18 protein-coding genes are annotated in these 23,209 nt (G+C 59.1%); 2 read left to right on the forward strand and 16 right to left on the reverse strand.

Going from position 1 to position 23,209, the window contains the following annotated elements; genetic code table 11:
• Window positions 1–49: 49 nt before the first annotated feature.
• From HMPREF3138_RS19275 to cmoM, 7 genes are all read right to left on the reverse strand, one after another.
• A complete protein-coding gene (locus HMPREF3138_RS19275) occupies window positions 50–697 on the reverse strand; it encodes an MBL fold metallo-hydrolase (protein WP_038880818.1) in 648 nt (215 codons plus the stop codon).
• 64 nt (window positions 698–761) lie between these two features.
• The gene (locus HMPREF3138_RS19280) at window positions 762–1,310 is read right to left on the reverse strand and encodes a peptidoglycan L,D-endopeptidase MepK (protein ID WP_025302289.1); all 549 of its coding nucleotides are present in this window, start codon (window positions 1,308–1,310) and stop codon (window positions 762–764) included.
• Window positions 1,311–1,490: 180 nt separating this feature from the next.
• Entirely contained in the window at window positions 1,491–3,299 is a 1,809-nt protein-coding gene (gene ldtD, locus HMPREF3138_RS19285) for a L,D-transpeptidase (protein WP_071605332.1), read from the reverse strand.
• A 220-nt stretch (window positions 3,300–3,519) separates the two neighbouring features.
• Window positions 3,520–7,968: a chromosome partition protein MukB gene (mukB, locus tag HMPREF3138_RS19290; RefSeq protein WP_038880813.1), complete on the reverse strand. Its 4,449-nt coding sequence runs from the start codon at window positions 7,966–7,968 to the stop codon at window positions 3,520–3,522.
• Window positions 7,965–8,693: a chromosome partition protein MukE gene (gene mukE, locus HMPREF3138_RS19295; RefSeq protein WP_033637863.1), complete on the reverse strand. Its 729-nt coding sequence runs from the start codon at window positions 8,691–8,693 to the stop codon at window positions 7,965–7,967. Before mukE ends, mukB begins: the two co-directional genes overlap by 4 nt.
• The gene (gene mukF / locus HMPREF3138_RS19300) at window positions 8,674–9,996 is read right to left on the reverse strand and encodes a chromosome partition protein MukF (protein ID WP_004928228.1); all 1,323 of its coding nucleotides are present in this window, start codon (window positions 9,994–9,996) and stop codon (window positions 8,674–8,676) included. The genes mukE and mukF overlap by 20 nt, the downstream gene beginning before the upstream one ends.
• Window positions 9,993–10,778 carry a tRNA uridine 5-oxyacetic acid(34) methyltransferase CmoM gene (gene cmoM / locus HMPREF3138_RS19305; RefSeq protein ID WP_015377334.1) on the reverse strand — a complete coding sequence of 262 codons (786 nt, stop codon included), beginning with the start codon at window positions 10,776–10,778 and terminating at the stop codon, window positions 9,993–9,995. Before cmoM ends, mukF begins: the two co-directional genes overlap by 4 nt.
• Window positions 10,779–10,930: 152 nt before the next feature.
• Between cmoM and elyC the strand changes: the two genes are divergently transcribed.
• Window positions 10,931–11,704, forward strand: a complete 774-nt coding sequence (elyC, locus tag HMPREF3138_RS19310; protein ID WP_038880809.1) for an envelope biogenesis factor ElyC — start codon at window positions 10,931–10,933, stop codon at window positions 11,702–11,704.
• Between the two features lie 7 nt (window positions 11,705–11,711).
• Here the strand turns inward: elyC and HMPREF3138_RS19315 are convergent, their stop codons facing one another.
• From HMPREF3138_RS19315 to HMPREF3138_RS19340, 6 genes are all read right to left on the reverse strand, one after another.
• Window positions 11,712–12,608: a YcbJ family phosphotransferase gene (locus tag HMPREF3138_RS19315; protein WP_038880806.1), complete on the reverse strand. Its 897-nt coding sequence runs from the start codon at window positions 12,606–12,608 to the stop codon at window positions 11,712–11,714.
• 146 nt (window positions 12,609–12,754) lie between these two features.
• The gene (gene kdsB, locus HMPREF3138_RS19320; protein WP_038880803.1) at window positions 12,755–13,504 is read right to left on the reverse strand and encodes a 3-deoxy-manno-octulosonate cytidylyltransferase; all 750 of its coding nucleotides are present in this window, start codon (window positions 13,502–13,504) and stop codon (window positions 12,755–12,757) included.
• Window positions 13,501–13,683: a Trm112 family protein gene (locus HMPREF3138_RS19325; RefSeq protein WP_004928237.1), complete on the reverse strand. Its 183-nt coding sequence runs from the start codon at window positions 13,681–13,683 to the stop codon at window positions 13,501–13,503. The genes kdsB and HMPREF3138_RS19325 overlap by 4 nt, the downstream gene beginning before the upstream one ends.
• 296 nt (window positions 13,684–13,979) lie before the next feature.
• Complete coding sequence (locus HMPREF3138_RS19330) at window positions 13,980–15,206, reverse strand: winged helix-turn-helix domain-containing protein (protein ID WP_038880800.1); 1,227 nt, start codon at window positions 15,204–15,206, stop codon at window positions 13,980–13,982.
• Window positions 15,207–15,319: 113 nt separating this feature from the next.
• On the reverse strand, window positions 15,320–15,541 hold the full coding sequence (locus HMPREF3138_RS19335) for a cold-shock protein (protein ID WP_004928241.1): 222 nt from the start codon (window positions 15,539–15,541) through the stop codon (window positions 15,320–15,322).
• A 223-nt stretch (window positions 15,542–15,764) separates the two neighbouring features.
• The gene (locus HMPREF3138_RS19340) at window positions 15,765–15,974 is read right to left on the reverse strand and encodes a transcription antiterminator/RNA stability regulator CspE (protein ID WP_019454537.1); all 210 of its coding nucleotides are present in this window, start codon (window positions 15,972–15,974) and stop codon (window positions 15,765–15,767) included.
• A gap of 526 nt (window positions 15,975–16,500) precedes the next feature.
• On the opposite strand from HMPREF3138_RS19340, the gene HMPREF3138_RS19345 reads away from it, so the two are divergent.
• Window positions 16,501–17,907 carry a 2-oxoadipate dioxygenase/decarboxylase HglS gene (locus HMPREF3138_RS19345; RefSeq protein WP_038880797.1) on the forward strand — a complete coding sequence of 469 codons (1,407 nt, stop codon included), beginning with the start codon at window positions 16,501–16,503 and terminating at the stop codon, window positions 17,905–17,907.
• Between the two features lie 2 nt (window positions 17,908–17,909).
• On the opposite strand, the gene lpxK is transcribed toward HMPREF3138_RS19345, so the two are convergent.
• From lpxK to HMPREF3138_RS19360, 3 genes are read right to left on the reverse strand one after another with little or no spacing between them, the layout of a single operon-like run.
• On the reverse strand, window positions 17,910–18,890 hold the full coding sequence (gene lpxK / locus HMPREF3138_RS19350; protein ID WP_038880794.1) for a tetraacyldisaccharide 4'-kinase: 981 nt from the start codon (window positions 18,888–18,890) through the stop codon (window positions 17,910–17,912).
• A complete protein-coding gene (gene msbA, locus HMPREF3138_RS19355) occupies window positions 18,890–20,638 on the reverse strand; it encodes a lipid A ABC transporter ATP-binding protein/permease MsbA (RefSeq protein WP_038880790.1) in 1,749 nt (582 codons plus the stop codon). The genes lpxK and msbA overlap by 1 nt, the downstream gene beginning before the upstream one ends.
• 35 nt (window positions 20,639–20,673) lie before the next feature.
• Entirely contained in the window at window positions 20,674–22,944 is a 2,271-nt protein-coding gene (locus tag HMPREF3138_RS19360) for a ComEC family protein (RefSeq protein ID WP_080213334.1), read from the reverse strand.
• Window positions 22,945–23,209: the final 265 nt, after the last annotated feature.

Here is a 23,209-nt window from a genome sequence, read left to right on the forward strand (position 1 = left end):
TGAAAAGTGTCAACCTATAGCAGGACTAGTCACTGCCGGGAAATAATCGTTACCACACCGCCGGCTCTTCGCGCAGGAACGGGTTGGTCTGGCGCTCGTGACCGAAGGTCGACATCGGGCCGTGGCCGGGAATAAAACGCATGTCGTCGCCCAACGGCAACAGTTTGGTACGAATAGAGGCAATCAGCGCCTGATGGTCACCGCGCGGGAAGTCGCTGCGCCCCACGCCGCCGTTAAACAGCACGTCGCCCACCAGCGCCAAACGCGCCTGCTCATTGATAAAGACGATGTGGCCCGGTGTATGCCCTGGACAGTGCAGCACCTTGAGCGTCATCTCACCCACCTGCATCTCATCGCCTTCCGACAGCCAGCGGGTCGGCGTCAGCGGCGCGCACTCTTCCAGTCCAAACATCCGGCTCTGCGCCGGCAAACCGTCCAGCCAAAACGCGTCTTCTTTATCCGGGCCGTAGATCGGCACCTGATAATGGTCCGCCAGCTCCGCCGCCGCACCGACGTGATCCAAATGGCCGTGCGTCAGCAGAATCTGAGTGATCGTCACCCCCTGCCGCGCGACTTCCGCTTTGATTTTCTCCGCTTCACCGCCGGGATCGACCAACGCCGCCTGCTGCGTGTTTTCGCACCAAATCAGGCTGCAATTCTGGCTAAAGGCGGTAACGGGAATAAGATGGTATTTCATAAGGCTCCAACGACAATAACGCCGCGTCCGCAAGGGGCGGCGTTATTCACTGATGGCACAGCGATTACCAGGTCCGAACCGGGCCGGTATCGATGTGTACGAAGTTGCTACGTGGGTAATATCCTACACCACCGGCGCGCATTTTTAACGCCGCTTTACGTATATTACTCAATTGGATGCCTTCGATATGGAAATCCATCGCCTGGCCTTTGGTGTGGTAGCTGTGCTTGGCCACGCCGCGACTATGCGCACGCAGTTCGTTGTTGGTATCTACGGAACGGTATCCGGAGATCAGCTGCACCGGCTTGCTGGTGCCCAGCAGCCCCTGCAGGCGATAGAGGTGATCAAACAAGCGGGGATCGATCGATTTAACCTTGTTGGCGCGATAATCGCGGAACAGATGATTTAGCCGCACCAACTCTTCTTTATTGTAACCTTTGCCGTCAAAGAACTCGGCTTTAATAGATTCACCGGTATTCAGGTTATTCAGCACTAAAATACGCGGTCGAGCGGTGGAAAGACTGGCAAACGCCTGCCCTGGAAGCAGCGCTATGCCCATAGCGGCGCCACCTAGCGCCAGCCATTTACGGCGGTGATGATCAATTTTGTCCATGACTCTATTAAACCCGGCAAGAATGTCAAAATAAATGCACAAAGCAGCGCACTGTCCGAACCATAACCGCCTGCGTATGCTGAGTCAACCCGCGATACGCCTAGGTTTACAGGCCCCCGGCGACGAGGGCCTGCGGTATAGCCAAACATTCTGACCGTTATTTATTTATAATTACTGCATTTACTGCATTAATTTTTTGGCCTGAGCCAAAATTTGTGCGCCCGATCGCACCGTATTATCATAATTGTAAATATCTGTACGGAATTGCGGTTGGCCGTCATCCGAAACCCAGGCGGTCAGATAATACAGTTTTACAGGAATACGCTGGCGAATATTCACATAAGTGGTATTCCCCTCTTTCAGCGTGGAAGACACGCGGCTGTTGTTCCAGCCGGCGTCCTGCAGCAGCATATTCGCCAAATCGGAAGCCTTATTCACCCGCACGCAGCCGGAGCTGAGTGCGCGGATATCTTTCTGGAACAGGCTGTGGTTCGGGGTATCGTGCAGGTAGATGGCGTCCGAGCTCGGCATATTGAACTTGAAGCGCCCCAGCGAGTTGGTGGCACCCGGCGCCTGACGGACGCGGTACGGGAAGTTGCGCGCAGAAACCATACTCCAGTCGATCATCGCCGGGTTGATCACTTCCGCATCGTTGCTCCAACCCGACAGTACCGTATAGCCGTGTTTCTGGAAGTAATTACCGTCGCGCATCGCCTTCGGCACAATGTCCTCGCGCACCAGCGTGGTCGGCACGTTCCACGGCGGGTTGACCACCACGTTGTTCAACGCGCTGCTCATCAGCGGCGTCTTACGGCTCGGCCGCCCGACGATCACGCGGGAAGACAGCACTTCATTGCCGTTCTGGTAGTAGGTCAGCGAGTAGTTGGGAATATTCACCATAATGCCGGTGCCGACATGCCCCGGTAAAATTCGCAGGCGTTGGATATTCAGCGCCAGCAGCGCGGCGCGGGTTTTCGGTGACACGTTGAGCCACTCACGGGTGCGCACGCCGATCACGCCGTCCGCCGTCAACCCCTGCCATTTCTGGAAGCGCTTGACGCCCTCCACCAGCTCATTGGTATAAAGATTGTCGCTCACCACGCTGCCAATCTGCGGCGGCGTCTGCTCCGCAGTCAACTCCGTTACCGGCGCCGCCGATGGGCTGACCGTCACGCGGCTTTTCTCTTCGTCTACCGTCAGCCCGCCATCGTCGGGCTCATTGCTCTTCGCCGAGACCACCGCCGGTTCCGGCTCCGCTTCCGGCGCCGAGGCAGCCAGCATGCCGGTACGCGTCAGGATCTCACGCAGCGCCGGGATATCGTTGCTCATTTGGCCTGGGCGCAGGCTCGGGCCGCTGCCCACCTGTGGCCACGGACGATTGTCCGCCAGCATGTCGCGCAGCGCCTGATGCATCTTGGCGTATTGCGGATGCTGCGGCGCGAGCGAATTCACATAGCTCAGGGTACGCGCCTGGCGCACCGCCAGTTGCCATTGGTTGATCACCGCGGTGGGCGGCAAGCCAAGCTTGTAGGGAATATTGCTGTACAGCCAGTTGTTGCCGTTGGCACCGATGGCAGAGACGAACTGTAAATAGCCCAGCATCGCATCGGACAGCACCGCATCGCGGCCCGCTTCACTGAGCGCCGGATCGGTCAACATTTTCACCCATTGGGTAAACTGCGGCTGCACGCCGGACATCGCCAGTTCGGCCAGCTGCTGCTGAAACTGCTGAACGGCTTCGCGATCCTGCCACATCGGCTGCATGTGATTCGCCGCATACAGCGGTGCCAGCGTGGAAAGGTAGTGCAAATCCATGCCGCGCGGCAACGCGGCCAGCAGCTCAGAACGGCTCTGCGCAACGGACATGCCTGCTGATGCCACCGGCAACGCCGTGACGGTAGCCGATGCGGAAAACGACGACACAAGACTACAGGCGATAGCGCCACTCAGCGCCAAACGTCGTAGAGAGTTTCCCTTTTTAAGCAACATCCCTTGCCCCCTGTATGCTCACAAAAAAAACGTCAAAAACTGCATATAGTTTCAGTATACAAACAGAAAGGCCGTTTCGCCCTGCAGGCGTCGAATAACTGTTTATGTGATTAAACTAACCGCTTTTCAACGGATAAAAAAGCAGGACTATCATCCACGCGCACAAAAAAATAGCCACCCTGCGGCGGCTATTTTCGGATTTTTAGGGCGTTTTTCTGCGTTACGGCGTTTCAACCGGCGCAGTACCCAGCGCCGGCGGCTCGCCGGCGAAACCGCGCAGCCCCACCACGTGCACATGCTCGTGGTTCTGGAACACTTTACGCACCAGTTTATAGGTGGTGCCCTTCTCCGGACTGATGTTTTCCGGCGCCGCGATGATCAGCTGCATCTCCAGACGGTCGCACAGTTCGAACAGCGTAGCGATCGACTTGGCATCCAGACGCGCCGCTTCATCGAGGAACAGCAGGCGACACGGCGAGATGTCTTTACCGCGCAGGCGGCGGGATTCTTCTTCCCAACTCTGCACCACCATCACCAGGATTGACATCCCGGTACCGATGGCTTCACCGGTAGACAACGCGCCGCTTTCCGCACGCAGCCAGCCGTCGGAGCCACGGTATACCTCCACTTCCATCTCCAGGTAGTTGCGGTAGTCCAGCAACTCCTCGCCGATGGTCTGTGGCGTGCGCTGCCCCATGTCGATCTGCGGATTCAGGCGCTGATACAGCTTGGCCAACGCTTCGGAGAAGGTCAGACGGTTGCTGTTGAACAAATCCTGATGCTGTTCCTGCTGCTCGGAGAGCACGTCCAACAGGGTGGCGTGCGCTTCGCGCACATTGACGTTCAGGCGCACGCTCTTCACCTGGCCGAAGGCAACGGCCTGCAGCCCCTGGTTCAGCATGCGAATGCGGTTCTGTTCGCGCTGAATGGTTTTGCGAATGATGTTGGCCACGCTTTTCGAACTGATCGCCAGCTTCTGCTCGCGCGCAGTCAGTTCTTCGGTCAGACGGCCCAGCTCGATTTCCATCTGTTCGATGGCCTCGACCGGATCGTCGGTGCGGATGATGTCCTGACGGATGCGCTCGCGCAGGTGCTGGTACACCGCGATATAGAACTGAATCTTACGCTCCGGCCGCTTCGGATCTTCCGACAGGCGCAGCACGTCGCGCAGGTGTTCGTTATCCGCCACGGCCAGACGCAGCGCACCGAGCGCCTTATCCGACATCGAGCGCAGCTCGTCGCCATCCATATACGCCAGCTCGCGGCGATGCAGGCGGCGTTCCACGCCGTTGTCTTTCACCAGGCGCATCACCGCGCACCAGCCCGCCTTGGCGGTCACCACCTGCTCGCGCAGCTGATGATAATCGCGTTCCAGCTTGCGCAGTTTCTTCTGCAGGCCGTCCATTTCGGCTTCGCAGAAGGTCAGCTGTTTCTCCAGCTGATTGCGGCGAGCGCGGTTGTTGCTCAGCGCCGCATGCAGTTCGTCGCGACGCGCGCGGGCGCGCGCTTCGGCATTGGCGTCGGCCTGCACGCCGATGTCCACCAGCTCCTGGCTCAGCTCTTTCAGCATGTCGCGCTTGGCGTCGTACGAGCTTTTCAGCGAAGCCAGCACCTGGCTGTACTGGGTGAACTGGGTTTGATACTGACGCAGTTGCTCACGGGCGCGGGCGCGTTCGGCTTCCGCCTGCTCCAGACGCTGGCGCAGCTTATCGTTCAGATCGTTGTTGGCATTCTGCATGCCGGCAGAATCGGTGTAGCTGAAGTGCGCACGACGCTGCACCACTTCAGTGAGCGCGAACGCCTGCTGTTTAGCCTGACGCTGCACGCTTTGCGCCTGCGCGTAATCCTGCTGCAGCTGTTCATGCTGCTGCGGATCGCTCTGCAGCACCGACAGCAGCGGTTCCAGCTTGGTCAGCGACACACCGTGCTGCTGAATATGACGCGCGGCGTCCTGCGCCTCTTCCAGCTCTTCGCGGATCTCGTCGACACGGTCCTGCAAGGTTTCATCGTTCAGCAACGACACCAGCGGCATCAGGCGGTTGAGCGCGGAAATGCCCTCTTTGGCCTGTTCGTACTGCTGACGCTGCTGCTGGTTCTGCGCTTCGTGATTGTTCAGCGCGCGTTCGATCTCGCCACGACGGGCGTTCAGGCCGCGGATCTCCGCTTCCGGGTCGGCGTCGAACGCCACCGCCAGATGGGTACCGATAAAGCGGCTGAAAGCCTGGTGCGAACGCTGGGTTTTCTGCACGTCGAACGACAGCGTGGCGTAGCGCTCCGCCAGCGTTTCACGCTCGGCATGCAGCACTTCCAGACGGTTTTCGCGCGCCGCGCGGCCGAACAACGGCACTTCCGGATAACGGGAGTAACGCCACTGGCGATCGGCGATCTTCACCACCACCGCTTTGTCCTGCTCTTCGACGGCGAACACGCTGTCATCGAACGACTGCGGATCCCCTTCGATCAGGTAAAGATCTTCCGGGCAATCTTCCAGCCCTTCGAGCATCTCGCGCACCAGCGACAGATCCGGCACCACGATAGCGTGGCGCGAAGGGCCGTACAGCGCCGAGAAGTAAGGCGCGTCGTCGATGGTGACGTCATCGTAAATTTCCGACAGCAGCACGCCGCCGAAACGTTCGGCCAGCGTGACCAGGCGTTGATCTTCCGCGCCGCCCGGCTGGCTGAGACGCTCGATCTGTGCTTCCACTTCACGTTTGCGGGCCGCCACTTCGTCGCGCTCGACGGTGGTTTCACGCTCGCGCTCCAGCAGCTGCTGCATGTATTCGGTCACCTGCTGGCTGTTTTCCAGCGGCTCTCCGCTCTGATCGCTGAGCTGGCCCAGGGCGTCCTGCGCCGCCAGCCACACCGGCGCGCGCGCCGTCAGCTCACGGATACGCTGCTGGATCTGCTCCAACTCCTGGCGCATCTCCATGCGACGTTCGCCGGCTTCGCTGACGTTCTGCGACAGCGCTTCCAGGCGCTCTTCCAGCTCCTGCTGCAGCATATCGAGATCGTCAGGCTGGTACTCTTGGCCATGGCGTTTGCAAAACTCTTGCAGCAGGCGCTCGGCGTCCTGCTGCGAGCGCAGGCGCTGTTCCAGTTCGCTCAGGCGCAGGCGCAGCGGCTGAACGCGCTCGGCGAGGTGCTGCTGCGAAGGCCAGTCGCGCAGCAATTCGCGCGCGCACTGCCAGGCTTCGCTGCGGCTGACCTGGCCGGCGATTTTCCCCACCAGCTGGTAGGCCTGCTCGAACTGGCCGTGCGCGGCGTCGGCCACGCTCAGCTTCTGTTCCAGCATCAGCAGCGCTTCGGTCGCTTCCTGTTCGCGGGCCTGGAAGGTGTCCAGCCACTGTTCCGCGTTATCGGCGGTCAGATCCGGCAGTTGGCACAGGGCGCGTGCGCGCTCCAACGCCTGCAGCGCCTGCTGGTACTGAATGGCGCGGGTCTGCTGCACGTCGAGCGCCTGCTGGTAGTCGGCCAGCTGGCTCTTCAGCTCATCCACTTCCAGCTCGGCCGCTTCGGCGCGCGCTTCGTTTTCGGCCTGTTGCTCGCTCGCCTCGGCCACCACTTCGTTCTGCTCTTCCAGACGGTAGGTCAGCTCTTCCAGATCGGCTTCATAGCGTTCGATCTTCTCCTGCTGACGCATCGCCGTCTGCACCAGATTCAGGTGGTCGCTGGCGGCCTGGTAATCGGTTTCCAGATCGGATTCGGCACCGCTCTGTTCGCTCAGCTCACGCGCCATTTCCACATGGCGATACTGTTCGGCGGCCAGCTGTTTGCGGCTGCCCAACAGATCGCTGCGCAGCGCCAGCGCGCCATCCAGGTGGATGCGGCGTTCGTTGGCGTGGCGCATATAGTCCGCCGCCACATACGAGGTGGCCTCGGAGATCAAATGCTTGAACAGGTCGCGGTCCGACTGGGTGACGCGGATCGCTTCCAGCGTCATGCGGTTTTCGCGCAGCGCCGCTTCCATGTCCTGGAACGCCTTACGCACGCCGCTGTTTTCCGGCAGCAGGTAATCGCGCAACGAGCGGGTGATGGCGCTGGAAATACCGCCGTACAGCGACGCTTCAATCAGACGGTAGAATTTGCTGCGATCGGCGGACGAACGCAGGCGTTTCGGGATCACGCCCAGATCGAACATCAGCGAGTGGTAATCGGTGATGGAGTTGAACTGTTTGAACTGCACCCCCTCCATCTCTTCCACGCGCTCTTTCAACTCTTGCAGCGACAACACGCGCGCCTGGCGCTCACCCACGGTCTGGGTCAGCAGCTCGGTCGGCTGCACCGCGGTCGGCAGGCCCTGGATGGTGAACGGTTTGATGTCGACCTTGCGATCGCGCCCCGCCACCTGCTGCAGACGCACGCCCACCACCACGCGCTGGTGGCGCGAGTTGACGACGTCAAGAGTCGAGTAACACACGCCGGCGCGCAGCTTGCCGTGCAGGCCTTTATCGCGCGAGCCGCTGGTGGCGCCCGCTTCGGTAGTGTTACGGAAGTGCAGCAGCGTCAGATCGGGGATCAGTGCGGTGACGAAGGCCGCCATGGTGGTGGATTTCCCTGCCCCGTTACCGCCGGACAGCGTGGTCACCAGCTCATCCAGATCAAAGGTGCGGGCGAAGAAGCCGTTCCAGTTAACCAGCGTCAGCGAGCGAAATTTACCGCGTTCAATCATTCCTGTTCATCCTCTGCACCGTCAGGAGCGTTATCAACCTGCTGATCCTCAGCCTCATTCTCATCGTTCAGCGACAGGCTGGTTTCAACCGGCATCGCCTCGCCGTCGCGAATCATGCGCAGCTGCGCTTCACGCGGATCGTCGCCGCTGCGCACGTCGGCGCCGAAGCGGAACACCGCCTCGGTAATGCGGAACTTGCTGCTGTCATTGCCCATGAAGTAGACCATGCCGAGGCGGCGCAGGCGGTTCAACGAGGTGCGCACCTTTTCGTGCAGCTTCTGCCGATCGAGATCCGAGCCGGTGGAGCGCTGGTTGACGAACTTCAGCAGCTTGTTCTCATCGGCCAGGCTCAGCAGCTCGTCGTACAGCTCCTGATGGCTGAAAATGCCCTCATGCGCCAGGCGCTCGGGGCTGAGATACAGGTAGCACAAGATTTTACCGACCATCATATCCAGCTCGGACAGCACCGAACGCGGGATCAGCGTGGTGGAGCGCGGGCGCAAATAGAAGAAACCTTCCGGCGCCCGAATCAGCTCGACGCTGTAACGGGTGTAAAATTCTTCCAGCTCATCCTGGAAGTCCATTAAAAAGGCGTGGTTGTCCAGCTCATCGATACCGATGTGACGACCCGCGCGCAGTTGGCTGTCCAGCGCCGGGAACAGCGAGTTGGACAGTGCCTTGGCCAGCTTGACTGGCATTACTTGTTCAATATTTGTCGATGACATGGGCCTGGACCTTGGCTCCGTAATCATTGATTGCCTGCCATTCCGCCGGCAACCCTGAGAAATCTGCTTCAGCCACACCGAGGCGCACTGCCTGGTCGACCACTAAGCGTGCCACGTCGAAATGACGCGCACGCGGATATTGCGCCAGATAATCGCGCATCACCGCTGCAAGGTTGAGCGGCATCTGCTGTTCCTGATACACCTTCAGCGCCTCTTCGATCATTGCCGCCAGCTGTTCGCGAATTTCGCTGAACTCTTCGAACTCCAGATCCGGCGGCAGTTCCCCGGTCACTTCCTCGCTGCGCAGCGCCAGTTCTTCGTCGCGCATGTCCAGCAGGCGATCGGCATTGGCATGGGTCAGCGCCCACGGGTGGTCGAAATAGGTTTGCACCGACTGGCGCAGGCGTTGGGCGAACACGCGGTTTTTATCCATATCGATAGCGGTACGGATAAATTTATGTACGTGGCGATCGTAGCCGATCCACAGGTCGATCGCCTGCTGGCCCCAGCTGATGATGCGATCAAGCTTGCTTTGCAGATCGAACACCAGCTTGTCGACAAAGCCCAGCTCCACGTTGCCGAGGGTCGCGTCCTGGATACGCAGCAGGTTGGCCTGCAGCTTATCGCCCGCCGCATCCAGCGTATCCTGCAGCTCGCGCAGGGTGCCCGAGGTTTCCGACAGCAGCATCTCGCAGCTGGAGATCGCCGCCCGCCAGTCTTTGCTCAGCAGCGCCGCGATGTCGTTTTTCACGCTCTGCTGCTGCTCGTCCATCACGCGTTGGGTCATGTCGATGCTGTCGAAGATTTCCGCCACCGAATATTTCAACGGCGCGAACACGTTGCGGTGCCAATGGAAATCGTCGCCGCCCTCGTCGGCGGCGTCGGCGGCGCGCTTGAGTTCCTGCGCCACGATCGACAGCTGCATCGACAGACGCAGCGTGGAGAATTCGCGTTGGCGAATATAGTAATCGGTAATGCCGATACCCAGCGGCGTGAGGCGGTAAATCGCGTTGCCGTCCGCCAGTTCGCTGGTAAAGCGGTTCAACAGGCGCTGGCGCACCATGTCGTTGATCGCATTGTTGGCGCGCATCGCCACCGTTTCATGCGTCTGTTCAAAACCCTTGCTGACATGGCGAAATGCATCAACCAGCTCACCTTCGCTCATCTCGCCGTCCAGCCGTTCGCCGTTCAGGGTGGCGATGGCGAGCAGAAATGCGAGACGCTCCGTAGGGAGCGAAATAGAGAAATCATTTTTCCGTGCCCAGGCGACCAGTTCGGGTACTGTCTGGGAAAATTCACTCATAGTTCGTCCTTCAGGTTTGGTTTATGCGCCATGACGTGAATATAGCGCCCCAAACTCACGTACGGCTCCTGCCGGCAATAGTGCTGTTCAAGCGCCAGTAACTCTTCAAATTTTTGTGTTTGCAGCTGTCTGCTCTGCAGATAGTCGTGGAACACCCGCACGCCGGTTTTGCCGCCGATGCGCATGCCCAGCTGTTCCAGCCAACCGTAGACCAATAGCGGATCGTGCGGATATTGCGGCGACAGCGAACGCTTGCGGCGCCGCCTGACCTCGGGATCCACCAGTTGGAAATTACCCAACACCACGTTGCGCATCAAGAGGCCGTTGGCGTTGAAGAACATCAGCGACAGCGCGCCGCCCGGCGTCAGGCAGTCATACAACGCCTGCAGCGCCGCTTCGGGCTCGGCGATCCATTCAAGCACTGCATGAAACAATATCAGATCAACCGGCTGTTCCAAATGTTGAGCGATATCCTGCGCAGAACTTTGTACGAATTGCATGTTCTGGCTCACACCTTTCTGCTCAGCCAGCTGCGCGGCGCGCTGGATCATCTCACCAGAAAGATCGCACAACAACACCTGATGTCCTAATTCTGCCAGCTGGCAGGCCATATGGCCTTCACCGCCCCCGGCGTCGAGGATGCGCAGCGGCCGCTGCGGCAACTGCGCCAGCAACCCGGTCAGATCCTGCCAAACCACCGCCTGGCGAATTTTTCCTTTCGTGGTGCCGTAAATATTACGCGCAAATTTTTCAGCAATATCGTCAAAATTGCGATCCTGCATGGACAACAGCTCCGCTGATCTCATTCTTGTCGGCGGCAAAGCGCACGCCTATTCAAACCTGCTATTTTGGCACAGACTGGCTTAGAATGTATCTTCTTGCGGCCGGTTTATGCCTGGATGCCGATTTTTCACCCAAAAGGATCTGATTTTCGATGCTGTTCAACCTGAAAAAGTTCTTTGGCGCCATGCTGATGCCGCTGCCGCTGTTGATGCTGCTGATGGGGCTGGCGCTGCTGCTGCTGTGGTTCACCCGCTGGCAAAAAAGCGGTAAGACGATTTTTACGCTGAGCTGGCTGTTTTTACTGCTTTTCAGCCTGCAGCCGGTGGCCGACCGGCTGCTGCGGCCGATCGAAGCCCAATACCAGACTTATCGCGGCAACGATCCGGTCAGTTACATCGTGGTGTTGGGCGGGGGCTATACCTACAATCCCGATTGGGCGCCCAGCTCGAATTTGCTCGGCAACAGCCTGCCGCGCGTGACGGAAGGCGTGCGGCTTTACCTTGCACATCCCGGCGCCAGAATGGTGTTTACCGGCGCATCCGCCGGAAGCATGCAAAGCAACGCCGCCACGGCGGCGCTGGTGGCCGAAAGCCTGGGCGTGCCGCGCAGCGATATGGTGATCCTGAGGGAACCGCGCGATACCGAGGAAGAAGCCGCTCAGGTCGCCAAGTTGGTCGGCGAGCAACCGTTCATTCTGGTGACCTCTGCCAACCATCTGCCGCGCGCCATGCGCTTCTTCGAGGCGAAAGGCCTGCACCCGATCCCGGCGCCGGCCAACCAGTTGGCGATCGACTCGCCGCTGAATATCTGGGATCGCGCCACACCGTCCTCGATGTTCCTCGGCCATACCGAACGTGCCTGGTATGAAACGCTGGGCAGCCTGTGGCAGTGGCTGAAAGGCGCGGATCGCGCCGGCGCCGAGTAAGGCCCGTTCAACCGGCCAGCCAGGGCAGCAGCTGTTGCGACGCATAGTCGAACGGCCGCCGCTCCAGCTTGCCGGTATGAACCAAGCGCCCTACCGCTTCCCACACCACATACAGCCAGCGCCGCGCCAGGAAAGCGTCGGCGACCGGCGCGCGCTGCAGATAGCGGAATAGCAGTTGGCTGGGCATACCCGCCTCGCACAGGCGGAAAAGATCGTATTCACGCGGCGCCCACAGCACCACGCCGGGATTAAGCATCGCCAGCAGCTGATCGCTTTTGGGATCCTTCAGCATGCTGCGCAGCGACAGGTTACCGTGCACCAGAACACAGGGATCGTCGAAGCCGACGAAGAAATGGGTCAGCGTTTCGCGCGTGCGGTACAACAAACGCCGATCCGCCATGGTCAGCTGCGGGGTGGTGAGATTGACTACCGTCGCCCACAGCACTTCGACCCGCTGTTGATACCAGCAAAACCAGTCGTTCTCCTGCGTGCTGTCAACGCTGCCGACGCTGCCGTGGCTGTCGATGCGGTGCCAGGCCAATATCCCGTCAACGATCTGTTCCATCAGCATGTTCCAGCGATCCGGCGAGCGCGTCGGCGCTTCAGCCGACACGCCGCGCAGGCGCTCGATCAGCAGGATTTCCTTATACGGCGTCTGTTGAGTACACACCACGCCGTACACCGTGGGCAGCCGAATATCCCCGTCGCGCGCCAGCATCGACAGCTTGTAAGCCTCCTGCTGGGCGATGCCTTGACAGATAAAGCTTTTCGCCATCAGCGGGATCGCGTTGCCCTGCCGATCGTACAGCGAATACATATGCGCATAAGGCTGCTCGCTCACCCGCTCCAGCCGGCTGATGGACTCACCCAGCACAATGCTCAGTTCGGCGCGTAACTGCTCCATAAGGCATTCACCTCAGGCTAATAAGGGGGGATGTAACATCATCGAACGGTGAGCGGAAAAATTCTTCAACGCAGATCAACAAAACGGGGAACAATCATGGGGATTGCATCGTCGGCGCGTTGCGCGGCGCGCCGACGAACTCAGGCTCAGGGTTGGATGCTGTCGCGCACGCGCTGGAGATCTTCCGGCGTATCGACCCCCACGCTCGGGATCGCTTTCGCGACCGCCACGTGGATTTTTTCACCGTACCACAGCACGCGCAGCTGTTCCAACAGCTCGATCTGTTCCAGCTGGCTCGGCGCCCAGCTGACGTAGCGACGCACGAAGCCGGCGCGGTACGCGTAGATGCCGATATGACGCAGCAGACTGTCGCCGATGCTCTCTTTCGACGCGGCGAAACGCTCACGGTCCCACGGAATGGTGGCGCGTGAAAAATAGAGCGCGTAGCCCTGCGCGTCCATCACGACCTTCACCGCGTTGGGGTTGAAAGCCTCTTCGACACTCTCGATCGGCACCGCCAGCGTCGCCATGCCGGCCTGGCTGCCCGCCAGGTTCTCCGCCACCTGACGCACGATCACCGGTGGGATCAGCGGTTCGTCGCCCTGCACGTTAACGATGATCTGGTCGTCGGCAAAGCCGTAGTGCGCGATCACTTCCGCCAGCCGCTCGGTGCCGGAATGGTGATCCGGGCTGGTCATGCACACTTCGCCGCCGGCGGCTTCCACCGCTTTGGCGACTTCAGGATGATCGGTCGCCACGATGACGCGGCTGGCGCCGGACTCGCGGGCGCGCTCCATCACGTGTACCACCATCGGCTTGCCGTGAATATCGGCCAGCGGTTTACCCGGCAAACGGGTCGAGGCGTAGCGGGCGGGAATAATAGCGATAAAACTCATGCGTGCTTCTCATCCAGCGACAGCGCACGCGCTTCATTTTCCAACAGCACCGGAATGCCGTCGCGCAGCGGGTAAGCCAACCCGTCCGCTTTGCACACCAGTTCCTGGTTTTCTTTATTGAAATAGAGTTTGCCGTTGCATACCGGGCAGGCAACGATTTCGAGTAAACGGTGGTCCATGCATCCTCCGTAAGGGGATAGGTCATCTGGGAAAGGCTGTGAGGATAGCATAACGCCCGGCCTCAGGTTAATCATCGGTGGCGCCAACCCACCGATATTTCCTCATCGCGCGGGGGCAACAGCTTGAACTGGGGCGCATCCCGGCGTAGAATTTTGTGATGTAAATCACAAAAAAGGCCGTGATACGTGATCAAACGTCTGCATAAAATCATCGCTCTGTTCGCTAACTTCAGCCACTGAGCCCCTTTGTAACGAGCGGCGCTGAACTTCGTTTTACCCACCGACGGCGTCGTTCGTTATCCCACTTCCCAGCCGGCCCCCCATTCAGCGGCCAACGCCGCCGGAATGTCGCCCAGCGCGACGCGTTGCGCACCGTGCCATTTGGCCGTACGCGCGATGGCCTGCCGGATATCCTGCGCCCGCTGTTTGCCGAAGCGCACCTGCGGCTCCGCATGGAAACTGATGATCTCGAACACCCCCTGGCGACGGTGCGCCTTGGCGTCAATGCGCCCCACCAGCTCACCGCGGTGCAGCACCGGCAGGGTGAAGTACCCATAGCGGCGTTTTTCTTTCGGCGTATAACACTCCAGCCGATAGTCAAAGTTGAACAGCTCCAGCGCCCGGCGCCGATCCCATACCACCGGGTCAAAGGGGGACAGCAGGCTGGTGACCGTCGATTTGAGTTTGCCCTGTTCCGCCAGCGGCAGCAGTTCCGCCAGAGATTCATGCACATAGAACGGCCCTTCCAGCCCCTCTACCTGCACTGGCGTAATCTCCCCCTGCTCCTGCAGCTCTGCCAGCAAGGCTTTTGGCGCCACGCGTTTCAGCCGATAGTAATCTGCCAACCATTCAGCGCGAAAGATACCCAGATAGCGGCAGGTGCGGCGCAGCATCTGCCTGCGCGCCTGCTCCGCAGGCAGCGTATGACGCGCATCGTCCCAGGCCGGCAGCAATCTTTCGGTCAGATCGTAAACCCGGTGGAAGTTGCGGCGTTCGGCTACCATCAGCTTGCCGGCGGTAAACAGGATCTCCAGGTGTCGTTTCTCCGGTTTCCAGTCCCACCATCCGCTGTTGCCCTTTTTCTCGGCGCTGAAATCGGCGGAGCGCACCGGCCCCTGTTGTTCGATGTGCCGCAGCAGGCTGTCCATCGCCGCCTGGTGCTGCTGCACCCAGTCGGCTGAATATTTCCAGCCCATATCATGAGGCGCCAGCATGCGGTGCCGCAGCAAACCAAAATCCTCAATCGGCAGGAAACAGGCTTCGTGCGCCCAATATTCGAACAGCTTGCGGCCGGCAAGCGCCTGCTCCAGCCACTCCGACTGATAGGCGCCCAAACGGCTGAACAGCACCAGATACGGGCTGCGGGCGACGACGCTAATGGTATCGATTTGTAACAGCCCCATGCGCTGGATCGCGCTCACGACGTCATCGGGCTTAGCCTGGCGTTTAAGCGGAGAAAGCAGCCCCTGGGCGGCAAGGTGCAGCGCGCGAGCAGCGGTAAGGGAAATTATCGGGGTGGTCATCCTGATATCCGTGGCAAGTAGGCAGTGGCCTGATAATAGTGGATATCGAGGGATTTATCTTCGCCAGTGCTTGCGGGTGGCGACACCGGCACTGGCGAGGAAGGAGGATGCGATCAGAACGCGATAACGTCTGCCGCGGACAGCCCATGCGAGCTGCGATAGATCGAGAACTCAACGTTCTGACCTTCGTTCAACGACTTATTTTTGGTGTTGGCGATAGCGTTGCGATTGACATAGATTTCGTCGCTGCCATCTACCGGTGAAATAAAACCATAGCCTTCGGCCTGATTAAACCATTTCACGCGGCCCATTTTTAACACAGTATTTTTAAACATAACTTATATCCTTTTACTTGAGCATCCTTGACAACGTCATTTTTTATATTGTCTGGACGCTACCAGCCCATCCTAAAGTTTTTCGTAACAAACCTCTCGTGAGCAAAAAAAATAAAAAACCCGCACTAAGGCGGGCTTGTTGAACTTAATATCTTCCGCATGACTCGGCGCTAAAGCGTCACCATGGTTGTATTAAGATCTCTTATACGCGTTCCCTGTAATCTTACAGAGCAACTACGTTGGCGGCAGCCGGCCCGCGCGGGCTGTCCTGGATGGTGTACTCGACGCGCTGGCCTTCAGCCAGGGTCTTGAAACCGTCGGTCATGATTGCGGAGAAGTGTACGAATACATCTTTGCCGCCGTCGTTCTGCTCAATGAAACCAAAACCTTTGCTTTCGTTGAACCACTTAACCTGACCAGTCTTCTTAGACATTACATTTACCTTTAAATATATTTACAAAACCTGCCATAAGAGGCAATTGGGGCCATTTCAGAAACATTACTTATGGGAGGTACTTAGAAGGTTCGTCTTTGAAGCGGAATCGGATGATAACGTTTTTGGAGGAACTGCTTAACTCTAAACTCGAACATAAAGTAGGTCTGGATTACAGGCCGATTTGCATTTACTCATAAATCTGGTGAATGCACAAGAGGTTTATTGCATTAAATTCGCCATTACGCCGAATTTATTTTTATCCCCCTGAATACACATGAATTAATTTACCGTTCTTCGCAGCCCATCCACCGCCTCTTCCCCCAGGCCGGCGCATCATTTGTCCGTCTGTGCGCTGCAAATGAGAGCTAACGCATAAAACTCTAATATGCTTGGCGCCTCTATAACAAATCCCAAATCAGATGGCTAAACTTGAGGGGAAAACAAGGCAGACGACTTTTTCGCCAGCACTTTTGCCGCTAAAAACACGATTTTTCAGATTATGCTGAATCAAGGAGCTATGCGCATGACCGCCCAGCAGTTCGTTTCACCTAATGAAATCCGCGCCAGATTCTCCCACGCGATGTCGGACATGTACCAAAAGGAGGTACCGCTGTACGGCGATCTGCTGGAGTTGGTGGCGGAAACCAATCGACAGGTTCTGCGCGAAGATGCCGCTCTGGCTCATCAGTTGCAAATCACCGGCGAGATAGAACGCCTCGCCATGGAGCGCCACGGCGCAATCCGGGTCGGCACTGCAGGCGAGCTGGCCACCCTGCGCCGCCTGTTCCGGGTGATGGGCATGGCGCCGGTCGGTTACTATGACCTGTCGGTAGCGGGCGTTCCGGTGCACTCCACCGCTTTTCGCGCCGTACATGAAGACGCGCTGCAGATCAGTCCTTTCCGCGTGTTCACCTCCCTGCTGCGCCTGGAACTGATAGAAGATCCCGCTCTGCGTGAGCTGGCCGAGCGCTTGCTGGCGCGCCGCCGCATCTTTACCGATCGCGCATTGGAACTGATCGCGCTGCAGGAAGCGCAAGGTGGATTGAATGAAGCGCAGGCGCAGGAATTTGTCGAACAAGCGCTGGAAACCTTCCGCTGGCACAATCAGGCGACAGTCAGCGCCGAAGAATACCGGCAGTTGCACGATCAGCATCGATTGATCGCCGACGTCGTGGCGTTTAAAGGGCCGCATATCAACCACCTGACACCGCGCACGCTGGATATCGATCGCGTTCAACAGGCGATGCCCGGCCGCGGCATTACGCCCAAGGCGGTCATCGAAGGCCCACCGCGCCGCCGCCGTGCGATCCTGCTGCGCCAGACCAGCTTCAAGGCGTTGGAAGAAAGCGTCGATTTCGTTGAGCGCGACGGCCACGCCGTTGCTGGTCACCATACCGCGCGCTTCGGCGAGATCGAACAGCGCGGCGTGGCACTGACGCCTAAAGGACGCGCACTCTACGACCGCCTGCTGCAGGCGACCAACGATGCGCTGCAGGCTCCGCCAAGCGAGAAGAACGCCGAGCGTTACTATCAACTGCTGGAGGAAAACTTCCGGGCGTTTCCTGATGATTACGCCACGCTGCGCGAGCAACAGCTGGCCTGGTTCCGCTATTTCCCGACCGAATGCGGCCTGGCGGCCAAAGAGACGCTGGATAAACACAGTACCCTGGAGCAACTGCTCGAGAAAGAACACGTTCGCTTCCAGCCGCTGGTGTATGAAGATTTTCTGCCGGTCAGCGCAGCGGGGATTTTCCAGTCAAATCTGGGGGACAGCCGCCACGCACAGTACAACGCCGCTTCCAGCCGGGCTGCGTTTGAACAAGCGTTGGGCAGTGAGGTGATCGACGAGCTGGCGCTGTATCAGCAAACCCAGCAGCGTTCGCTGGAAGCCTGCGCGCAAGCCCTGGGGCTTGTCACGCTGGCATCCTGAGGTTACTTGGTCAGCAGAGATTCGATATCCTGCAGCAGTTGCTCAGCCTGAGCGGACGGTAGCACCGCATCAACCGGTAAATACCACCAATTAGGCTGGGCAAAGGCGCGGCACTTCACCGCGTCCTTCTCCGTCATCAGCAGCGTTTGCTCTGCGGTAACCAGCCCCGTCAGCTGCGCCTGCTGATATTCCTGATGATCGGCAAACGCCACTTCCTGCACCACCTCAACGTTCAGCTTTTCCAACGTCGCGAAGAAACGCGGCGGATGACCGATGCCCGCCATCGCCACCACGCGCGGCAGCTCGGCCGCCGGGCGACGTTCACCGCTCAGCAGATTTACCGCATCACGCGCCTGCAGGCGCATGGCGATCTCCCCGGCCTGCGCCACGCCGCCATTGGCGACGCGCGCATCGACGCTGCCAAGCCGCGCGGCACGCTCGCGCATCGGCCCGGCCGGTAACCACCAGCCGTTGCCGAAACGACGCACGCCGTCGATGACCACCAGCTCAAAATCACGCTGTAAGGCATAATGCTGTAAACCGTCGTCGGTGATGATCGCATCCAGCGGCTGTTGTTGCAGCAAGGCCTGCACCGCCTCGGCTCGCTTGGGTGCGATCGCCACGGGCGCGCCGGTGCGCTGATAAATCAGCACCGGCTCATCCCCCGCCTCGCGGGTCGAGGTATTCTGATTGAGCACCAGGGGATAGACCGCCGACTTGCCGCCGTAGCCGCGTGAGACCACGCCAACACGATAGCCTCGCTGCTGCAGGTGTTCCACCAGCCAGATCACCATCGGCGTTTTGCCGTTGCCACCGGCGGTGAGGTTGCCCACCACCACCACCGGCACCGGCGCGCGCCAGCTTTTGCGCAGGCCACAGCGATAGCTGAGACGAATCAGCCAGCTGAACAGGCCATACAGCCAGGAGAGCGGCAGCAGCGCCAGATAAAGCAGCGAACCGCCGGACCAGATGCGCTCAATCATTATTGGCCAAACTGCATACGATGCAGCTGCGCATAAGCGCCCTGCTGTTCAAGCAGTGCGGCGTGTTCGCCGCGTTCAACGATGCGGCCGTCCTCCACCACCAGGATCTCGTCCGCCTTCTCAATCGTAGACAGACGGTGCGCGATCACCAGCGAAGTGCGATCTTTCTGCAGTTCGTCCAGCGCGGCCTGAATGGCACGCTCGGACTCGGTATCCAGCGCAGAAGTCGCCTCGTCGAGTATCAGGATCGGGCAGTCGCGCAGCAGCGCGCGCGCAATGGCGATACGCTGGCGTTGGCCGCCTGACAGCATCACGCCATTTTCGCCAATCACCGTATCCAGGCCGTTCTCCATCTTGTTGATGAAGTCCATCGCGTACGCCATTTCGGCCGCTTTCTCAATCTGCTCGCGGCTGTATTCGCTCTCGCGCGCATAGGCGATGTTGTTGGCGATGGTGTCGTTAAACAGGTGCACGTTTTGCGAGACCAGCGCCACCTGATTACGCAGTGAGGCCAGGGTATATTCGCGCAGATCGTGGCCGTCCATCAGGATTTCGCCTTCCTGGATATCATAGAAACGCGTCAGCAGGTTGGCGATAGTGGATTTGCCCGAACCCGAGCGCCCCACCAGTGCTACGGTCTTGCCTTCGGCAATTTTCAGGTTGATATCACGCAGCGCCGGCGTTTCCTTGGACGGGTAGTAGAAGGTAACGTTGCGGAATTCGATATCGCCTTTCGCACGCTTCACTTCGCGGGTGCCGGTGTCTTTTTCCTGTTCCATATCCAGAATAGAGAACAGCGTCTGGCAGGCCGCCATCCCACGCTGGAACTGGGCATTCACGTTGGTCAGCGACTTCAGCGGACGCATCAGCGCGATCATCGACGAGAACACCACGGTGATGGTCCCGGCGGTCAGGGTTTCCATCACGCTTGGGAAGCTGGCGGCAAACAGCACGAACGCCAGCGCCAGCGAAGCGATCAGCTGAATGATCGGATCGGAAATCGAAGACGCGGAGACCAGTTTCATGCCCTGTTGACGCATGCGGTTGCTGACCGAGTTAAAGCGCTCGGTTTCCACCTGTTGGCCACCGAAGATCAGCACTTCTTTATGGCCTTTCAGCATCTGTTCGGCGCTGGTGGTCACCTGCCCCATGGTATTCTGCATGTTCTTGCTGATGTTGCGGAAACGCTTGGACACCAGGCGAATGGCGATGGAAACGATCGGCGCCAGCACGATCAGGATCACCGACAGCTGCCAGCTGTAGTAGAACATCATGATGAACAGGCCAATAATCGAAGCCCCTTCACGCACCACGGTCACCAGCGCGCTGGAAGAGGAGGAAGCCACCTGCTCGGAATCATAGGTAATGCGCGACAGCAGCGTCCCGGTGGACTGCTGATCGAAGAAGGCCACCGGCATTCTCATCATGTGGCCAAACAGGCGGCGGCGCATCTGCATCACCACCATGCCGGAAACCCAGGAAATGCAGTAGCTTGAAACAAAGCTGGTCACGCCGCGCATCAGCATCAGCGCAATCACCGCCAGCGGCATCCACACCAGCACGCTGCTGTCGGTTTTTCCAAACCCATCGTCCAATAGCGGTTTAAGCAGAGACAGCATCAGCGTGTCCCCCGCTGCGTTCATAATCAACGCAATGGCGGCCACAATCAGCCCGGTCTTAAAAGGAGTGATCATCGGCCAGAGTCGACGGAACGTCTGCCAGGTCGAGAGATCTTTATCATTCATCATGCAAATACCAGCATCGGAAGAAATAGCGGCCTATTTTACTCATTATCACCCTCTACGCCAAACCGCTGATGGTACCAACGGGGCATTAATTGTTCGCGAAAGCCTTTAATTTGCCAATCGTTGTCGAAAAAAAGTACCGATAACTGGCCGGAGCGCGTCGTATCACGCCATGTAATGCCATTTGCCCGGTATCTGGCGACCACCTTACGCGCCGGCAATCGCCATTTGTTGTAACGAGATGCTGACGCCAGCGCCACCTCAGGATTGACCGCGCGCAGAAACGGCGGCGTCGAAGACGTTCTGCTGCCATGGTGCCCCACCTGCAATACCGTGGCCGCTAAACGGTCGCGGCGCAATCGAATCAGCTGTGCCTCCGCCTTCTTTTCCGCGTCGCCGGTAAGCAGCAGGCTGTATTTCCCGTCGTCGATGCGAATCACGCAGGAGTCGTCATTGACCGGCCTTTTGAGCGTTTTCGGCGGCCACAGCACCTCGAATTGCAACGACTGCCAGCGCCAACGCTCGCCTGCGATGCAGGGCAAGTGTCCCTCGCCGCGTATCGGGCTGCGCACCGTCGCCTGTGGAAACGCGCTCCGTACCGTCGGCAGCCCGCCGATATGATCGAGATGAGCATGGCTGATAATGATCTGTTCCAGTTCAATGCCTCGCCATTTCAGCATCGGCAAAATATGCCGCTCGGCGGCGTTGCCTGCAGGCCAACGATCGCCGGTGTCATACAATATGCCTTTGCCGTTTTGCTCTATCACCATCGCCAGGCCGTGCCCGACATCAAGCATATCGACGCGCCATCGGTATCCAGGGTCTTTTCCCCGCCACAGCACGCAGCATATCGCTATCGTCGCCAGCCCCGGCGCGTAGCGCCACCACCAATGAAAGCGCCAACAGATAACGATAAGCCAGCCCCCTACGCTGGCCAGCAACGAGGCAGCCCCCAAATCCACCCAGCCGCGCTGCAGGTAATGCAACGGCACAAACACCCAGCTCAACGTGAAATCGGCCAACCACCAAAGCCCGTAACTTAGCGAGGGGAAGACGCCGCCGATCACCGCCAGCAAAATCAACGGCACCGTCACCAATGAAACGATGGGCACCGCCCAAAGATTGGCCGGCAGCGAGGTCAGCGTCAGGCCTAAAAACAGCGCAACTTGCATCGGTACCAGCAACAGCGTCATGCCCAGCTGAATATGCAGCCAGCGTACCGGCGCCCAATACCAGGCCGAACGAAATCGCTCGCCGAGCGGCGCCCATTCGAACCAAAAAATCAGGCAGCCCACGGCCAGCACCGACAGCCAAAAACTGTCTGACAATACCGCCAGCGGATCGCACAGCAAAATCAGCCCGACGCACCACAGCCACACTTGCCAGGAAGAACAATGAACGCCGCGCAAGCGCAGCAGCATCCACAGCGTCATCGCCAGCGCGGTGCGTACCGCCGGCGGTTGGGCGCCCACCAACCAAACATAGATCAGCGTCGCCACCCAGCCCGCGACCAGCGGAAAGCGGTAACCAATCAGATGGGCGGGAAGAAAAAACTGCAGCACACGCAGCACCGCCCAAAACAAAATAGCGACCATCGCCACATGTAGCCCCGAAATGGCCATCAGGTGTGCAATGCCGGTTTTCAGCATCAGCGTGCGCAAAGCCTGTTCCAGTGCGGTTCGCTCACCAAACGCCAGCGCCAGCAACACCGCCTTGTAACGCAATTCACCGATGTTGGTTTCCGCATGGCTGATTATCCGCTGGCGCAGGCCGCAATCGCCATCCAGCAAACGAGCCTGCCTGACCTGCGCGGTCAAGGGTTGGCGCTGTGCGATTGCCCAACGCTGACTGTCAAAACCGCCTTCATTGAGCTTGCCATGCACCGGCCGCAAACGCAGTTTCAACTGCCAACGCTGCCCGGCGCACAGCCGCTGCCGTTCTGGGGCCCACGTCGTGGTAAACGCCAGTGCAGGCACCAACCAATGGCCGTCGACTCGTTCGATGCGCATCAGCGTCTGCTTACTGGCGGCAGGCTTCAGTGCGACGCTGCTTACCTGCGCCACCGCCGTTACATCTGGCATGCGGCTTAGGCGCTCCATTTGCCCAAGCAGGCTTCCGGCGTTGAAAACCGCCCATATGAATCCAAAACCCAGACAGGCCAAATAACGGCAGACCGGCCAACGGGTGCGCAGCAGTAAACCAGCGACAAACAGCATCGGCCACAGCAGCCATGGCTCTGGCAACCGCGGTAAAACCAGCAGCGGCAGGATGCCGCAGATAACGGCGAATATCGCCAGATCCAGCGAAATTTTGATCGCTCTTCTCCCATCGGCTCCACCATGAGCAAAAACGCGTCACGGCAAGCAAGCAGGATCGTTGAGGTGATATGTCGCCGCCAGCAGGCTTTAACGAAGATGCGGTGAGCATGGCAGGATAAGAGAGGCCTATGCAGCAGCCACACCGCATATGCGGTGCAGTACGCAATTCACAAGCGGCTCGCAGAGAATCGCAGGCGAAAAAAAACGGCGCCTTAAAGGCACCGTTTTATATTCTTTACAAGCAACAACGCTATGA

Origin of the sequence: Serratia sp. HMSC15F11, assembly GCF_001808215.1 — a bacterium.
GTDB classification, from domain to species: domain Bacteria; phylum Pseudomonadota; class Gammaproteobacteria; order Enterobacterales; family Enterobacteriaceae; genus Serratia; species Serratia nevei.

Coding starts and splice junctions, on each gene's coding strand:
- HMPREF3138_RS19275 (WP_038880818.1), bottom strand. CDS start 697: ATGAAATACCATCTTATTCCCGTTACCGCCTTTAGCCAGAATTGCAGC.
- HMPREF3138_RS19330 (WP_038880800.1), bottom strand. CDS start 15,206: ATGACCACCCCGATAATTTCCCTTACCGCTGCTCGCGCGCTGCACCTT.
- HMPREF3138_RS19315 (WP_038880806.1), bottom strand. CDS start 12,608: ATGGAGCAGTTACGCGCCGAACTGAGCATTGTGCTGGGTGAGTCCATC.
- HMPREF3138_RS19335 (WP_004928241.1), bottom strand. CDS start 15,541: ATGTTTAAAAATACTGTGTTAAAAATGGGCCGCGTGAAATGGTTTAAT.
- mukB (WP_038880813.1), bottom strand. CDS start 7,968: ATGATTGAACGCGGTAAATTTCGCTCGCTGACGCTGGTTAACTGGAAC.
- msbA (WP_038880790.1), bottom strand. CDS start 20,638: ATGATGAATGATAAAGATCTCTCGACCTGGCAGACGTTCCGTCGACTC.
- HMPREF3138_RS19325 (WP_004928237.1), bottom strand. CDS start 13,683: ATGGACCACCGTTTACTCGAAATCGTTGCCTGCCCGGTATGCAACGGC.
- HMPREF3138_RS19280 (WP_025302289.1), bottom strand. CDS start 1,310: ATGGACAAAATTGATCATCACCGCCGTAAATGGCTGGCGCTAGGTGGC.
- elyC (WP_038880809.1), top strand. CDS start 10,931: ATGCTGTTCAACCTGAAAAAGTTCTTTGGCGCCATGCTGATGCCGCTG.
- kdsB (WP_038880803.1), bottom strand. CDS start 13,504: ATGAGTTTTATCGCTATTATTCCCGCCCGCTACGCCTCGACCCGTTTG.
- HMPREF3138_RS19340 (WP_019454537.1), bottom strand. CDS start 15,974: ATGTCTAAGAAGACTGGTCAGGTTAAGTGGTTCAACGAAAGCAAAGGT.
- ldtD (WP_071605332.1), bottom strand. CDS start 3,299: ATGTTGCTTAAAAAGGGAAACTCTCTACGACGTTTGGCGCTGAGTGGC.
- HMPREF3138_RS19345 (WP_038880797.1), top strand. CDS start 16,501: ATGACCGCCCAGCAGTTCGTTTCACCTAATGAAATCCGCGCCAGATTC.
- mukE (WP_033637863.1), bottom strand. CDS start 8,693: ATGTCATCGACAAATATTGAACAAGTAATGCCAGTCAAGCTGGCCAAG.
- cmoM (WP_015377334.1), bottom strand. CDS start 10,778: ATGCAGGATCGCAATTTTGACGATATTGCTGAAAAATTTGCGCGTAAT.
- mukF (WP_004928228.1), bottom strand. CDS start 9,996: ATGAGTGAATTTTCCCAGACAGTACCCGAACTGGTCGCCTGGGCACGG.
- lpxK (WP_038880794.1), bottom strand. CDS start 18,890: ATGATTGAGCGCATCTGGTCCGGCGGTTCGCTGCTTTATCTGGCGCTG.